Origin of the sequence: Streptomyces winkii (assembly GCF_032248595.1) — a bacterium.
GTDB lineage: Bacteria > Actinomycetota > Actinomycetes > Streptomycetales > Streptomycetaceae > Streptomyces > Streptomyces winkii.
Genome location: NZ_JASTTH010000004.1, coordinates 144,575 through 158,538, shown reverse-complemented (window position 1 = coordinate 158,538; position 13,964 = coordinate 144,575). Strand labels below are relative to the sequence as shown.

Genomic DNA, 13,964 nt, shown 5'->3' with positions numbered 1-13,964 from the left:
GCCGTGGCTGCCCGAACGATGGCGCCACCCGCGACCGCCGCGGTGAGGACCGGGCGACGTCGCGGGAGCGGCGTACGCAAGGCCGAACCCAGGATCGCGCTCGCGATGCTCTCTCCGGCGCTCGCCGTGATACTGCTCGTGGCGCTGCTGCCCGTGCTCTACTCGATCTACCTCAGTCTCCGCACCGCGACCATCGCGGACAGCGGCGACTGGGCCGGTCTCGGCAACTACCTCGACGTGCTCGCCGACCCGGAGTTCCACACCGCGTTCACGAACACCGCCGTATTCACCGTCGTCAGCGTCGCGTTGGAGTTCGGACTCGGTCTGGCCATGGCGCTGGCACTGCACCGGATGCTCCGGCTGCGCGGTGTGATGCGCGCGGCGATGCTGATTCCGTGGGCCTTTCCCGTGGCCATCTCCGCGATGCTGTGGCGGCTGATGCTCCAGGACCAGATCGGCATCGTCGCCCGGATCGTGCACGGAATCGGTCTGAGCGACCAGCCGATCCTCTCCGACCACACGTCGCTGATGGTCGCCGCCATCGGCGTGGACGTGTGGAAGACGACCCCGTTCGTCACGCTCCTGCTGCTGGCGGGGCTTCAAACGGTTCCGCGTGAGCTCATCGAGGCCGCCACGGTGGACGGGGCCACCGCCGTGCAGCGCTTCTTCGCCGTCACACTGCCGCACTTGAAGCCGGTCGTACTCGTCGCCCTGCTGTTCCGGACGCTGGAATCGTGGAGCGTCTACGACCTCTTCTGGGTCATGACGGACCGCCAGCTGACGTCGCTGTCCACGTACGTCTTCAAGGGCGTGAAGGTCAGCCAGCTCCAGTTCGCGAACGGCAATGCCGCGGCCGTCCTCATCTTCGCGTCCTCGATCATCATCGCGCTGCTCTATCTGCGGATCTTCCGCACCCGCGACGCACGGACGGGAGGATGACCATGGCCTTCACCGGCGCACGGCTCCGGATACGGCGACTCCCCGTCTGGTCGGCCGGACTCACCATGGTGTTCCTGCTGTGGAGCGTCCTTCCCGTGGCCTGGGTGCTGAAGATGAGCGTCAGCTCCGACAGCGAACTGCTCTCGCCGACGCTGCTGCTCCACGACGCGACGTGGGGCCACTACGCCACCGTGCTGACCGACCCCACGTTCCGCTCCGGTCTGGTCAACAGCCTTCTGATCGCCGGAACGACGACCCTGCTCTGCCTGACGCTGGGAACCGCCGCGGCCTACCCGCTGGCGCGGCTGCGATTCCGGTACCGGACGCCGGCGATGACGGGCATCCTCTCGCTGGCGTTCTTCCCGGCGGTGGCGATCATCGCGCCGCTGTTCCGCGAGTTCAAGTCGCTCGGGCTGCTGGGCACTTACCAGGCCGTGATCGCTGTCGACACGGCCTTCGCGCTGCCTCTCACCATCTGGATCATGGCTGCCTTCTTCCGGGAACTGCCGGCGGAACTGGAGGAGGCGGCCCGCATCGACGGAGCCGGCGTCACCCAGACGTTCCTCCGCATCATCATGCCGCTCGCGCTCCCCGGAATCGTCACGGCCGCGATCCTCACGTTCATCGCCGCCTGGAACGAGTTCCTGTTCGCGAACACCTTCCTCTTCGACACGTCCACCTGGCCCGCGACCGTCATCATTCCCAATTACGCCACCACACGCAGCACCGACTACGGGGCCCAGGCCGCCGCGACCCTGATGGCCACCGTTCCCCTCGCCGCCGCGGTGCTGCTCTTCCAGCGCCGCCTGGTCGAAGGACTCACCGCGGGCGCCGTCAAAGGCTGATCCCGCGGTCTCCTGCCGCACCGCTTGCCCCCGATCGCCCTTCCCATCCAGTGACTTGGGAGTCACCCATGCCTGAGATCCAGTCTTCAGCACCGGCGAGCCGCCTCGGCAGACGCCGCTTCCTCGGCCTCGCCGGACTGACCGCGGCCGGCATCGGCGCCCCCGCTCTCGCCGGCTGCGGCGGCCAAGGCACGGGCAGCGGCAAGGACCGCATCGTGATCGGGCTGGTCCCCGACCTGGCCAAGCTCTTCAAGAAGCCGATCGCTCAGTACAACGCCCGCAGGACGACGGGGAAGAAGGTCGTGCTGCGCACCATGTCCAGTGACAGCGGCGCGTACTTCGACACGATGCGCACCCAACTCCAGGCCGGGGCCGACGACATCGACGTGTTCATGGCCGACATCATGTGGGGCGCGCAGTTCGCCCCCAGCGGCTGGATCGCCGATCTGTCCGATCGCTTCACCCCCGCGGCACGGAAGAAGTTCCTGACCGAGGGGATCAAGCTGAACGAGTTCGACGGCAAGATCTACGCCGTGCCGTGGACCTGGGACTCGGGGCTGCTGTACTACCGCAAGGACCTCCTGGAGAGCGGCGGCTTCGACGCCCCGCCCGAAACCTGGGACGAGTTGCAGCACATGGCCGAAAAGGTCATGAAGGACCAGAAGGTCAAAAACGGCCTCATCTTCCAGGGCGCCGACTACGAAGGCGGAAACCAGAACGGCGTGGAGTACATCCGCAGTTCGGGCGGCGACGTCCTCTCCCAGAGCGGGGACTCCGTCAAGATCACCCTGGACAGCGCGGAGGCGCTGCGGGGCCTGAGCATCGAGCGTTCCATGGTGACCAGCGGCGTGGCACCCGAGGCGGTGGCCACGTTCAAGGAGCCCGAGTGCGAGAAGCTCTTCCTCGCGGGCGACACCGTCTTCTGCCGCAACTGGATCTATATGTACGGGCTGCTCGGCGACACCACGAAGACGAAGCTCGAACGTGCCCAGGTCGGCGTCGCCGAGATACCCGTCGCCAGGCGCGGCATCGACCACGTCTGCCTCGGCGGCGGCTGGAGCCTGATGGTCAACGCCAACTCCGCCAGCCAGGACGAGGCGTGGAAGCTCGTGGAGCATCTCACCGGCGACGAGAGGCAGAAGATCTTCGCCAAGGACGGCTTCCTGCCGACCCGGCCCGGCCTCTACACCGACCCCGAGGTGACGAAGGCCCAGCCGGTCTTCGAGCTCGCCAAGGACGCCATCGAGCACACGACCACGCCGCCGATCACGTCCGTCTACTCCGACATGTCCCTGGAGATGGCCAAGCACTTCAACTCCTCGCTGCGCGGGGCGGAGAAGCCCGAGGACGCCCTTGAGCAGTTGCAGGTCAAGCTCCAGAAGATCGCCGACGAGAGCCAGTGACGACCAGGGAACGCAGCGGCGTCCGGCACCGGACGCCGGCACCCGAGAAGAGGAGCACCATGACGTCGACCGGACGGCCGGTCCGCTGGGGCATCCTCGCGACCGGCGGGATCGCGGCCGACTTCGCGCAGGATGTGACTCACGTACCCGATGCGGACGCGCTCGCCGTGGGGTCACGGTCGCCGGAGGCCGCCGAGCGTTTCGCGGCCCGGCACGGAATCGAGCGGGCATACGGCAGTTGGGCCGAGCTGGCCGCCGACGCGGACCTCGACGCGGTGTATGTGGCGACGCCGCCCGCCGCTCACTTCGCCGCCGTTGGCGCATGCCTTGCAGCGGGCAAGGCGGTGCTCTGCGAGAAGCCGTTCACGGTCAGTGCCCGGCAGGCCGAGCGCCTCGTCGGCATGGCCCGCGAACACGAGGCGTTCCTCATGGAAGCCATGTGGATGCGCACCAACCCGGCGATCCGGCGGATCGTGGAGCTGGTCGCGGACGGCGCGATAGGCGAACTGCGCGCCGTACACGCCGACTTCTCGCTGCCCGGACCCTTCGCCGCGGACCATCGCCTGCGCGATCCGTTCCTGGGCGGCGGCGGCCTGCTCGACCTGGGCGTCTACCCGGTCTCCCTGGCCCATCTGCTCCTCGGCGTCCCCGAGTCCGTGCAGGCCGCGGCTCGCCTGACGCCGGAGGGCGTGGACGGCAACACCGGCCTTCTCCTGAAGTACGGATCGGGAGCGGTGGCTCTGCTGAGCTGCGGCATCGAGTCCGCCGGCCCCTGCGTCGCGACGATCAGCGGCACCTCGGGCCGGATCACCGTCGGAGCCCCGTTCTTCCGGCCCGACCGCTTCGTGCTGCAACGCCTCGGCGCCGCGCCCGAGGAGGTATCGCTGCCGTTCGCCGGTCTCGGCTACGTCCACGAAATCGAAGAAGCGGGACGCTGTCTGCGCGCGGGCCGGCTGGAGTCGCCCCTCGTGCCGTGGCAGTCCTCGCTGGAGGTGATGCGGATCCTCGACTCGGTACGGACGCAGATCGGCGTGCGGTACCCGTCGGAGGAGACGGACCCCGTGACCCCCGGCGACCTCATGGGGGCCGCCGGCTCAGCCAGTCCGGATTTCACCAAGGCGGGAGATCCCACATGAGCACCAGCACCGGCACCGTCACCGGACGGATCGCCGAGATCACCGCACCCCGGACCTTCACCGTCCGGCCCGAGCAGTTCCCAGCACCTCCGCCCGGACAGGTCCTGATCCGGGTTCTCCGCGTCGGCATCTGCGCCGGCGAGCTTCCCGACTGGCAGGCCGGGCCCGCGGACGGCGCACCGCCGCTGCGGATCGGCCACGAACCGGTGGGCCACGTCCATGCCGTCGGGGACGGTGTCCACGGCCTGAGCGTCGGACAGACGGTCACCGGGCGGGTGGAGCCGTCGCTGGCGGACTACGTCTATGCCGACCCCGTCGACCTCGTCCCGGTGCCGGACGGCGTCGATGACAGCGAGGCGGTGGGGGAGCCGCTGGGCTGCGTCGTCGAGGGCTACCGCCGGTCGCAGCCGGCCCCGGGCGCCCGTACGGCCGTTATCGGTCTCGGTTTCATGGGCCTGGTCATGACGCGGCTGCTGGCGATGAGCCCCACGTCGTCCGTATGGGCCGTGGACCCGCGTACCGACGCCCGCGACGCCGCGACCACGTCCGGGGCGACCCGGGCGCTCGCACCCGACGAAGTCGCCCTCACCGACGCCGAGTTCGACCTGGTCGTGGAGGCCACCGGCACCCAGGCCGGGCTCGATCTGGCTTCGGCCCTGACCGCCGAGAGGGCCGTACTGTCCATCCTCGGCTATCACCAGGCACCAGGCCGCGACGTCGATATGCGGGCGTGGAATTGGAAGGCCCTCGACGTCGTCAACGCCCACATACGCGACCGGAACCGGCTCGCGGACAGTACGCGCGCCGCGCTGCGCCTGCTCGCCTCCGGGCGGCTCCGCGTCGCCGACATGCTCACCCACCGATATCCCCTGGAACGCTCCGGCCAGGCCTTCGAGGCACTGGAGAACAAGCCTCCCGGCTTCGTCAAGGCCGTCATCGACCTCACGTAGAGAAGCCCAGGAGCCCAGCCGAGCCTCGTCACGCGGCGGTTGCCGAGCCGGCTGTCCCATTCAGCGCTGTTGCCCGAGGAGTTCACCGATGACGACCATCATTCGCGACGGGCCGGACGGTACCTTCGACGTTCACGGGGCCGCCGGCCCGATCGGCGTGCGGCTTGACGCGGGCTCCGGCGCCCTGGTCGGCCTCGTCGACAGGAGCGGCCCGCCGGCGCTGACACCGGCCTCGGTCGCCCTGACCCCCGTCTGGGGCGGAACCGAGGTCTTGGGCGCGGTCGGCGGCCTCGAGTACCGCGACGCCCGGCGCCGCGAGCTGACCGGCCTCGAACTCGTCGCCTCGCGCCGCGAGGACGCCGGTGCCTCGGACCGCTTCGTGGTGACCGCGCGGGACGGGGAGTGGGAGGCCGATCTGCACTACGAGTTCCGCGCCCGCTCGCCGCACATCGGGCTCGGCGTCACCGTCCGCCGGAGCGATGGAGCACCGCCGCAGCAACTGCGCGATCTCATCCTCGCGTTCCGGCTGCCGCTCGACGACCCCGGCCGCTGGCTGCTCAATGCGCCGGGCAATCAGTTCCGCGCCGGCATCGCCGTGGACACCGTCGCCGCTCCGCTGCGGATCTTCAGCGCGGCCGACACGCTCGGCGGATGCGGGCTCGTCGCCCTCAGCGACACCGCGGCGGAGCGTACGACGGTCGTCTGGCCGCTGTGCACGACCGAGGTCGGCACCGGCGAGGTGACGTTCACACCCGAGGGCACGGTGTTCACCGTACGTACCGGCATGGCGGGCGGAGTGGCGGAGGGCCGCGGCCTCACCTGGGGCACCGCCTATCTGGAGACCCGGGAAGAGGGATGGCCCGCGGTCCGGGGGCGACTTCGCGCGTGGTACCGGGATCTCGGGATCGTGCGCCCCGACGACCGCCCGGCGTGGGTGCGGCGTGCGCACATCTACGAGGCGCACACGGGCTTCTCGGTCTTCGCCGGCGGCCACCGCTACGAGCGCTACGGCACACCGGCCGACCTGGAGGCGGACCTCCCGCGCATCCAGGCCCTCGGGTTCGACGTGGTCCAGCTCATGCCGCGCCATCCCTATCCGAGCTACAACGTCCACGACTACGCCGACATCACCACCACGTACGGCGACGAGAAGCAGGTCCGCTCGCTTGTCGACGAGTGCCACCGCCGCGGCATGCGCGTACTGCTCGACGTCGTCATGCACGGTGTCATCGATCAGGAGGTCATGGACGAGACGCTGGAGAGCGTCCGCACGGGTCCCTATGCCGACCGCCTCGGCGACGGCACGCTCGAACTCTTCGCCGGCACAAGGGAAGACGTCGCCTGGTCCCGGCACATCGTCGAGTACGCGCCGTACTGGCGTGCCGGATCGCCGGTGCGCAACCCGCTTCCCGACGAGCATCCCGACTGGTTCATGAGGGATTCCGCGGGAGCGATCACACGGCGCTACACCAAGGCCTTCGACATCGCCGCCCCGTCCTGGCAGCGGTACTTCGTCGACGCCTGCCTCGATGTCACCGAGCGGCTGGGCACGGACGGCTTCAGGGTCGACGCGCCGACCTACAACGACTTCGCGACCTGGGCCGAGGGGCGAGGACACCGGGCGAGCTACGGGTCCATGGCCTCGCTGCCACTGCTGCGCGAACTGCGCGCGCGACTGCGGCAGGTCCGTCCCGGAGCCACCGTCTACACCGAGCCCGGAGGGGCGCTGTTCCGCGCCGCCGTCGACATGACCTACAACTACGACGAGCACTGGCTCGTCGAATCGCTGCTGGCCGAACCCGGCCATCCGCAGCGCGGCTGGCGCATGGTCCGGAACGCCCGCGACCTCGCGCGGTGGCTGATGGAGCGGGATCTCGCGGTGCCCGCGGGCGCGGGCATCGTCCACCACATCGACTCCCACGACTCGGTCTGGTGGCGGCTTCCGGGCGCCCAGTGGCGACGTGAGCGGTTCGGGACCGAGGCCTCCGCGGCGCTCCTGGCGGTCTTCGCGCTCGGCACGGAGGGCGGGTTCATGACGTTCATGGGCGGCGAGGAGCAGATCGAGCAGGACCTGCGCCGGGCTCACGAGCTACGGCGCCGGCTCCCCGAGCTGGGGGAGGGGTCGTGTACGTATCTGCCGGACGCGGCCTCGTCGGACGCCGTGTTCGCCGTACGGCGCCGCCTCGGCGACGAAGCGTCGCTCGTGGTCGTCAACCTCAGTGCCGGGGCGGTGACATGTGACCTCGCGCTGGACGGTGCTCTGCTCGCCGATGCCTACGACCACTGGAACGAGGAGCGGAGCGGCGACGTCGGGGATTCGCCGCTGCACCTCGCGCTGAACCCGTATCAGACCAGGGTCTTCCGGCTGGTCTGATACGGGACTCGGCGGCCCGGGCGCACGGCCGCATCCTCACCTCGCCGGGTAGGCGACGGTGCTCATCAGGGCGTTCGCCTCCTGGCGTGAATCGAGGCGGGTGTGCTGGACGACGATCGGCACATCGCTCACCACGACCAGGCAGTAGTCGGTCCCGGTGGGAATCCTCTCCGGGTCGTGAAAGTCGTTGATGCGCTGGTGAAATGCGCGCCGGGCCCCGATACGCAGGGCAAAGGGGCCTGCGGGCTCACGGTCGGTGAAGTAGACGTACACATCGACCCGCGCCTCGTCCTCACCGGCATTCAGAATGCAGATGCTGTCGTGGCTGGTCATCTCCGGTTCGGGGCCCGAACTCCGGTCGGGGATATAGCCGTCGGCGATCACCCATACGGTGCTTCCGACAGGACTGCGCGCTGCATGCATGAGGCAACTCTCTTCAGGTGCTGGATTGTTGAGGCGGTGTAGTGGTGCGGCGGAGTGGTGCACGGGATGGTGTGCGGGGCGATGCGGGGGCCGGATCGTGAACGGGCTCAGAAGTCGTTCGCGCCCCGGGCGGTCAGGCCGCCGTCGACGTACAGATGGCTCCCCGTCACATAGCTCGCCTTGGGGCCGAGGAGCCAGTCGACGGCTTCCGCGATCTCCTCGGGCCTGGCCATCCGGCCGAGGGGGATCTGCGACTTCGCGCGTTCCGCGATTCCGGCCCCGTCCGGTGAGACCACGTCGAGAAGCGGGGTCTCCGTGGCGCCGGGGACGACGCCGTTGACGCGGATGCCGGCTGACGCGTAGTCGATGGCCAGGGCCCTGACGAGGGCGGAGATGCCGCCCTTGGAGCTTCCGTAGGCGCTGTTGGACCCTCCGGCGAACCCCACGACCGCGGACGGCGATGAGAGGCAGACCACGGAGCCCGGCACCTTGTGACCGAGGAGGAGCCTGACCGCCTCCCGGCAGGTGATGAAGGTGCCGGTGAGGTTGACGTCGATGACCCTGTTCCAGTCGGCCGTCTCCGTCTCATGGGCTTTGCCGGAGATCTCGATCCCGGCGTTCGCGACGACGCGCGTCGGGACACCGAGGGACTTCCGGCATTCCTCGAAGGCCTGGGCGACAGCGGTCTCCGAGGAGATGTCGGCTGTGAGGGCGAGGACTTCGGGGGATCCCTGCTCCTTCGCCTCGGCGGCGACGCTGTTGGCGTTTCCCTCGTCCACGTCGAGCAGCGCGACCGGACGTCCCGCCCGGGCCTGCATGAGCGCGACGGCGCGCCCGATGCCGGACGCCGCTCCGGTGATCAAGGCGACGCTGTTCCGCGGCATCCTCGCCTCCAATCCGTACGAATGCTCCTCACGTCGTCGCTGCCGTGATCGCTACGGCCGCAGCAGGGCCGCGGCGTCCGCGTAGCGGCCGAGGGCGTCCGGGTCGATGTGCACGCCGAGCCCCGGTCCTTCGGGGACGGCGAGCATTCCGTCGGCGTCCAGTCGCCACGGATCGGCCGTGATCGCGTCGACGTAGGGCGAGCCGGTGAGGTATTCGACGAGGTCGGTGCCGGGCAGCGCCGAGGCGAGGTGGAGGTCGGCCGCCAGCCCGACGGCGGTGTTCCAGCCGTGCGGGATGAGCCGTACGCCGTGGTCCTGCGCGGCCCACCCGATGCGGCGCTGCTCGCTCAGGCCGCCGACCTTCGTGACGTCGGGCTGGACGATGTCCCAGGCCCCGGCCTCCAGCCAGGGGTGGAAGCTCTGCCGGCGGGTGAGGACCTCACCGCCGGAGACGGCGACCGGCGCTTCCCGGCGCAGGTGCACATAGTCGTCCAGAGCATCGGGGTTCAACGGCTCCTCGAACCATGCGACGTCGTACCGGTGGAGCATCTGGGCAGTGTTCAGGGCCCACTTGTAGCCGTTCGACCAGGCGCTGTCACTCCCACCCGCGTCGACCATGAGCATGGCGTCGCCGCCGACCGCCTCCCGCGCCGCGGCCACGATCTTCTCGTCGAAGGCCGGGCTCACGCGGCCGAAGGGCCCCCACCCGATCTTGAAGGCGGTCCACCCCGTCTCGGCCAGCCGCCCCAGCTTCTCGGCCAGAACCTGGGGCCGGTCCATGAGCAAGGACGCGTACGGACGGACGCGTTCGCGGTAGCGCCCACCCAGCAGGCGGCCGACGGGCTGGCCGGTGACCTGCCCGAGCACGTCCCACAGCGCGATGTCGATCCCGCTGATCGTGTGCGTCACCGAACCGCCGCGGCCCAGCCAGAACGTGGACCGGTGCAACCGCTCCGAGACCCGCTCCGGCTCCGTCGCGACCTCGCCGATCAGCAGCGGACGCAGAACCTCCAGCGCGCCACGGACCAGAGCCTCACTGGTGAACACGCTCCCGATGCCGACCGGCCCGTCGTCGGTGTGCACCGCGACCAGAGTGTGAACGACGTCGTCGTGCCCGAGCTCTTCCTGCCATCCGCCCGCCGGGGTCGCGCCCCGCAGGCCGGCGGCGCGAATGTCACGGATTCTCATGAGGTCCCGTCTTGTCCTGGGCACTCTGCGGCAGCCGGTGGGCCGACGGGCGCTTGCGTGCGGTTCGTTCGTCGAGTCGGTCGGATCGTCGAGGTCAGATCCGAAGTGAGTGTGACGTGGTGCCTCCGAAGGCTAGCAGCTGATGGCAGATGGTCAACCATCTGCCATCGGTCGACAGCTGGGCTATGGTGAGCACCGGACGAACTGCCGCTCCGGCGGACCCGCACACGGGACGGAGAACACGTGACAGCCTCGACCCCGACGTCGGCGCCGCCCATCTCGCGGCGGGAGTGGATTCTGAACTGGCTCCGGCAGGCCATCGCGTCCGGTGAGTTCAAGGCCGGAGACCGGCTGGTCGAGCGTGAGATCTCGTCCCTCTCCGGTGTGAGCCGTGGCCCCGTCCGCGAGGCGATCATGATCCTCGAACAGGAAGGGCTCGTGGCATCCCATCCGTACCGGGGCGCGGTGGTCGTCGGGGTGTCACAGCGGGAGGTGAGGGAGGTCCTCGTCCCGATCCGGCTGACCATCGAGCGTTTCGCGTTCCGTGAGGTCGCCGAGCAGCGGCCCCCCGAACTCCTCGACCGTCTCGAAGGACTCGTGGACGAGATGTTCGAGGCCGCCGCCGGCGACGAAGGGTCCGCCGAGCGTCTCGCCGACCTCGACGTGGCGTTCCACGAGGCGGTCATCGAGGCCGGAAGGCATGCCCAGACTCTCCAGATCTGGCGCACCATCCAGCCGCGCGTGCGCGCCTACTTCGTACGCGACGCACCGGCCCACCCCGCGCCCGACGAGGTCCCGAGGCAGCACCGGGCGCTGGTCGACGCGATGCGCTCGGGCACCGCGGCAGAGGTCGACAGAGCCCTGGCCGAGCACATCGAGACGTACCTCGGCGGGGACGCCCCGACGGAGCGCGCCTGACACTCCGCGGGTCCGCCCGAAGCGCCCCCGTCGCCCAGGGCCTCCCGCCTACAGCAGCCCCGCGTCCCGCGCCGTCCACACCGACGGGACCAGCGGACGGTAGCCCAGTTCGTGACGGATGCGCGTCGTCGACATCACGCTGTGCCAGGGGTCCGGGGTCTCCTTGTCGTACGCCTCCTGCGGCACCGGCATGCCGTGGAGCTGGAAGAGGTCGACCGTGGTGACCGGGGCGTCGTCGGCGATGTTGTAGACGCCCTGCGCGCCGGGCGCGTACAGCAGCCGCCGCAGGCCTTGCGCCACATCGATGTGGTGGCCCATGTGCAGGCGCTGCATCGCGGGCCAACTCGGCGCCCACTCCATCACGTCGACCAGATGCGGGTCCCCGTCGCCGTACACGAACGGCAGCCGTCCGATGCGCAGGTCGCTGAGGCCTTCCAGCTCCCCGAGACCACGCTCCGCCTCCCACTTTGACTCTGGGTAGGCGCCCCAAAGGTGCGTGCCCGGCACCGTCTCGTCGTCCTCGACGAGCGCCCTGCCCCGTCCCGCGCCGTATACGAGTCCGGTGCTGACCTGCACGAAGCGCCGCACGCCGGAGGCCGCCGCGGCCCGGCCGAGCTCGATGGCCGCGTCCCGGTTGACCGTCCGTGCCTCCTCGTCCGCCACGCCGCGGAACGCGGCGGCGACGTTCACCACCGCGTCCGCTCCGGCCGTCGCCTTGCCGAGCGCCTCCGCGTCGCGCAGATCACCGACCAGCACCTGCGCGCCGAGCGCGGCGAACCGCTCGCCGCGTGCCGCGTCCCGCACCAGGACCCGCACCTCGTCGCCGGGTGCCGCGCCCTGCAGCAGCCTCGGTACGAACCGCCGCCCGACCTGGCCCGTCGCTCCTGTCACCAACGTCAGCATGGCCGCCTCCTCGTCGTCGTAGCCATACCGGAAGCGTGCGCGAGCGGCGGCAGCGGCGGGAGAGACGCGGTTATCCAGGGACCGGCACTCCCTGGATACGAGTCCGGGTCCGAGGGACCCTGAAGCCATGGACCGAAGTGAACTCGCCGACTACCTGCGCCGCGCCCGCACCCGCCTGACCCCTCGCGACGTGGGCCTGAGTGCTGGCCCGCGACGGCGGACCCCGGGCCTGCGCCGCGAGGAGGTGGCGCAGCTCGCCGGGATGTCCACGGACTACTACACGCGTCTGGAACAGCGCCGCGGATCCCACCCGTCGCGGCAGATGCTCACCGCACTCGCCCGCGCCCTGCGCCTCACGGACGTCGAGCGCGACCACCTGTTCCACCTGGCGGGGGAGGAGCCACCCCGGCCCGGCGGCTCCTCGGAGCACGTACGCCCGGGGCTGCTTCTGATCCTGGACCGGCTGCACGACCTCCCGGCGTCGGTGCTGAGCGACTGGGGCGAGGTGCTCGCGCAGAACGCGATGTCAGTGGCCCTGACCGGAGATCACACCGGGACGAATATCATCCGCCACTGGTTCACGGTGCCGGGCGGACGCGACCTGGCCCCGCCCGAGAACCACGGGCAGCACGGCCGGGCGCACGTGGCGAGCCTGCGGGCGGTCACCGCCGCCCGCCCCGACGACCCGGGGCCCGCCGCCCTCGTGGCCGAACTCCGCGCCGAGTCAGAGGAGTTCGAGGAGCTGTGGACGGCGCACGACGTCGTGGTGCGGCGCCCGTCGCCGAAGCGCTTCCTGCACCCGGTGGTCGGCGTTCTCGACCTCGACTGCGAGGTGCTGCTCAGCGACGGCCACAGCCAGCAGCTCGTCGTGCACTCGGCGCGTCCTGGTACGCAGACGTACGAGGGGCTCGAACTGCTGCGGGTCGTCGGCCTCCAGGACCTGTCCCCCAGCCCGTAACAACGGCTCCAGGATCGCCCATCGAGCGTCGCTCAGATCGATCCGTCTTGTCAGCGCTGAGCTGACCACGATGCCTCCGGCGTCTGGTTCTTCTTGGTCGATGAACCCTCCACCGGAGACCTCGTTATTTCTGGCTCAGGCCACGCCGCCGCCGAGCTCACATCGAACACGGCCCGAGACTCCGGAGCCGTGTACTGACGACTTGGCCCCACCTTGGAGCCTCAACTGCCGGCCAGGGTCCGGTCGAGGAGGGGGAGCAGGCGGTTCCAGTGGCGCTGTAGTGCGGAGGGGTTGAAGGCGGCGGTGTCGGCCATGGTGAAGCCGTGGATGGTGCCGGGATAGGTCTCGATGGTGTGGTCGACGCCGGCGGCGTCCAGGGCCTGGTCGAGCTCGCCGATGGCCTCGGGCGACATGTCGCCTTCGGCGAGGCCGAGGTGGACTTGGGCGGTGAGTTCGTGGGCGAGGCGGTGCGGGCTGTCAGGCGCGTCGGTGACCACGAAGCCGGGGTGGAATCCGGCGAGGGCGGCCACCTGGTCGGGGTGGGCTGTTGCGGTGCGCATCGCCAGGGCAGCGCCGATGCAGTAGCCGATCACGCCGATTGGTCCGGGGCTGACCTCGGGCCGGGTGGTGAGGAACCTGAGGTAGGCGGCGGCGTCGCGCAGAACTTGTTCGGTGGTGTGCGCCTCGATCAAGGGCATCAGCCGGGAAATTACCGCGGGCCGGATGTCTTCTCCGATGTGCTCGGGAAGTTCGATCACCGGTGCCTGGCCGTGCCGGTAGTAGATGTTGGGGACGAGCACGTAGTAGCCGTGCTCGGCCAGTTCGCGGGCCCGCTCCTCCAACTCGGGCCGCACACCGAAGGCGTCCTGGTAGAGCAGCACGCCCGGGTGCCGCTCGCCATCGTCGGGAAAGGCGGCGAATGCGTCGGCCTGGCCGTCAGGGGTGGGGACCGGCAGGGTCTTGGCAGGCATGAATCCTCCTGTCGTGGTTGACGTGTCGAGCCTGTGATCAACACGACGGAGGCGGAGCCCGCGCAGCAGCGC

The 13,964-nt window shown here is 70.1% G+C and carries 13 protein-coding genes; 8 read left to right on the top strand and 5 right to left on the bottom strand.

Annotated elements, in window-relative coordinates; all coding sequences use genetic code 11:
• Nucleotides 1–3: 3 nt before the first annotated feature.
• The 6 genes from QQM67_RS12845 (at nt 4) to QQM67_RS12820 (ending at nt 7,647) form a co-directional block, all read left to right on the top strand.
• A complete protein-coding gene (locus QQM67_RS12845) occupies nt 4–939 on the top strand; it encodes a carbohydrate ABC transporter permease (RefSeq protein ID WP_314173904.1) in 936 nt (311 codons plus the stop codon).
• Complete coding sequence (locus tag QQM67_RS12840; protein WP_314173903.1) at nt 936–1,784, top strand: carbohydrate ABC transporter permease; 849 nt, start codon at nt 936–938, stop codon at nt 1,782–1,784. Before QQM67_RS12845 ends, QQM67_RS12840 begins: the two co-directional genes overlap by 4 nt.
• A 68-nt stretch (nt 1,785–1,852) precedes the next feature.
• Nucleotides 1,853–3,187, top strand: a complete 1,335-nt coding sequence (locus QQM67_RS12835) for an ABC transporter substrate-binding protein (protein ID WP_314173902.1) — start codon at nt 1,853–1,855, stop codon at nt 3,185–3,187.
• Between the two features lie 59 nt (nt 3,188–3,246).
• The gene (locus tag QQM67_RS12830; RefSeq protein WP_314173901.1) at nt 3,247–4,323 is read left to right on the top strand and encodes a Gfo/Idh/MocA family protein; all 1,077 of its coding nucleotides are present in this window, start codon (nt 3,247–3,249) and stop codon (nt 4,321–4,323) included.
• A complete protein-coding gene (locus tag QQM67_RS12825; protein ID WP_314173900.1) occupies nt 4,320–5,273 on the top strand; it encodes an alcohol dehydrogenase catalytic domain-containing protein in 954 nt (317 codons plus the stop codon). Before QQM67_RS12830 ends, QQM67_RS12825 begins: the two co-directional genes overlap by 4 nt.
• 88 nt (nt 5,274–5,361) lie before the next feature.
• On the top strand, nt 5,362–7,647 hold the full coding sequence (locus QQM67_RS12820) for an alpha-amylase family glycosyl hydrolase (RefSeq protein WP_314173899.1): 2,286 nt from the start codon (nt 5,362–5,364) through the stop codon (nt 7,645–7,647).
• Between the two features lie 36 nt (nt 7,648–7,683).
• Here QQM67_RS12820 and QQM67_RS12815 read toward each other — a convergent pair whose 3' ends face one another.
• From QQM67_RS12815 to QQM67_RS12805, 3 genes are all read right to left on the bottom strand, one after another.
• The gene (locus QQM67_RS12815) at nt 7,684–8,070 is read right to left on the bottom strand and encodes a sensory rhodopsin transducer (RefSeq protein WP_314173898.1); all 387 of its coding nucleotides are present in this window, start codon (nt 8,068–8,070) and stop codon (nt 7,684–7,686) included.
• Nucleotides 8,071–8,177: 107 nt separating this feature from the next.
• Complete coding sequence (locus QQM67_RS12810) at nt 8,178–8,954, bottom strand: SDR family NAD(P)-dependent oxidoreductase (protein WP_314173897.1); 777 nt, start codon at nt 8,952–8,954, stop codon at nt 8,178–8,180.
• Between the two features lie 51 nt (nt 8,955–9,005).
• Nucleotides 9,006–10,142, bottom strand: a complete 1,137-nt coding sequence (locus tag QQM67_RS12805; protein ID WP_314173896.1) for a mandelate racemase/muconate lactonizing enzyme family protein — start codon at nt 10,140–10,142, stop codon at nt 9,006–9,008.
• 243 nt (nt 10,143–10,385) lie between these two features.
• Here QQM67_RS12805 and QQM67_RS12800 point away from each other — a divergent pair, with 243 nt between their 5' ends.
• Nucleotides 10,386–11,060 (top strand): GntR family transcriptional regulator, encoded by a 675-nt coding sequence (locus QQM67_RS12800; protein ID WP_314173895.1) that lies wholly within the window; start codon nt 10,386–10,388, stop codon nt 11,058–11,060.
• 48 nt (nt 11,061–11,108) lie between these two features.
• On the opposite strand, the gene QQM67_RS12795 is transcribed toward QQM67_RS12800, so the two are convergent.
• On the bottom strand, nt 11,109–11,963 hold the full coding sequence (locus tag QQM67_RS12795; RefSeq protein ID WP_314174463.1) for an NAD-dependent epimerase/dehydratase family protein: 855 nt from the start codon (nt 11,961–11,963) through the stop codon (nt 11,109–11,111).
• Nucleotides 11,964–12,090: 127 nt separating this feature from the next.
• Between QQM67_RS12795 and QQM67_RS12790 the strand changes: the two genes are divergently transcribed.
• Nucleotides 12,091–12,921 (top strand): helix-turn-helix transcriptional regulator, encoded by an 831-nt coding sequence (locus tag QQM67_RS12790; RefSeq protein ID WP_314173894.1) that lies wholly within the window; start codon nt 12,091–12,093, stop codon nt 12,919–12,921.
• A 221-nt stretch (nt 12,922–13,142) separates the two neighbouring features.
• Here the strand turns inward: QQM67_RS12790 and QQM67_RS12785 are convergent, their stop codons facing one another.
• Nucleotides 13,143–13,892, bottom strand: coding sequence for a dienelactone hydrolase family protein (locus QQM67_RS12785; RefSeq protein ID WP_314173893.1), 750 nt, complete (start codon nt 13,890–13,892; stop codon nt 13,143–13,145).
• Nucleotides 13,893–13,964: the final 72 nt, after the last annotated feature.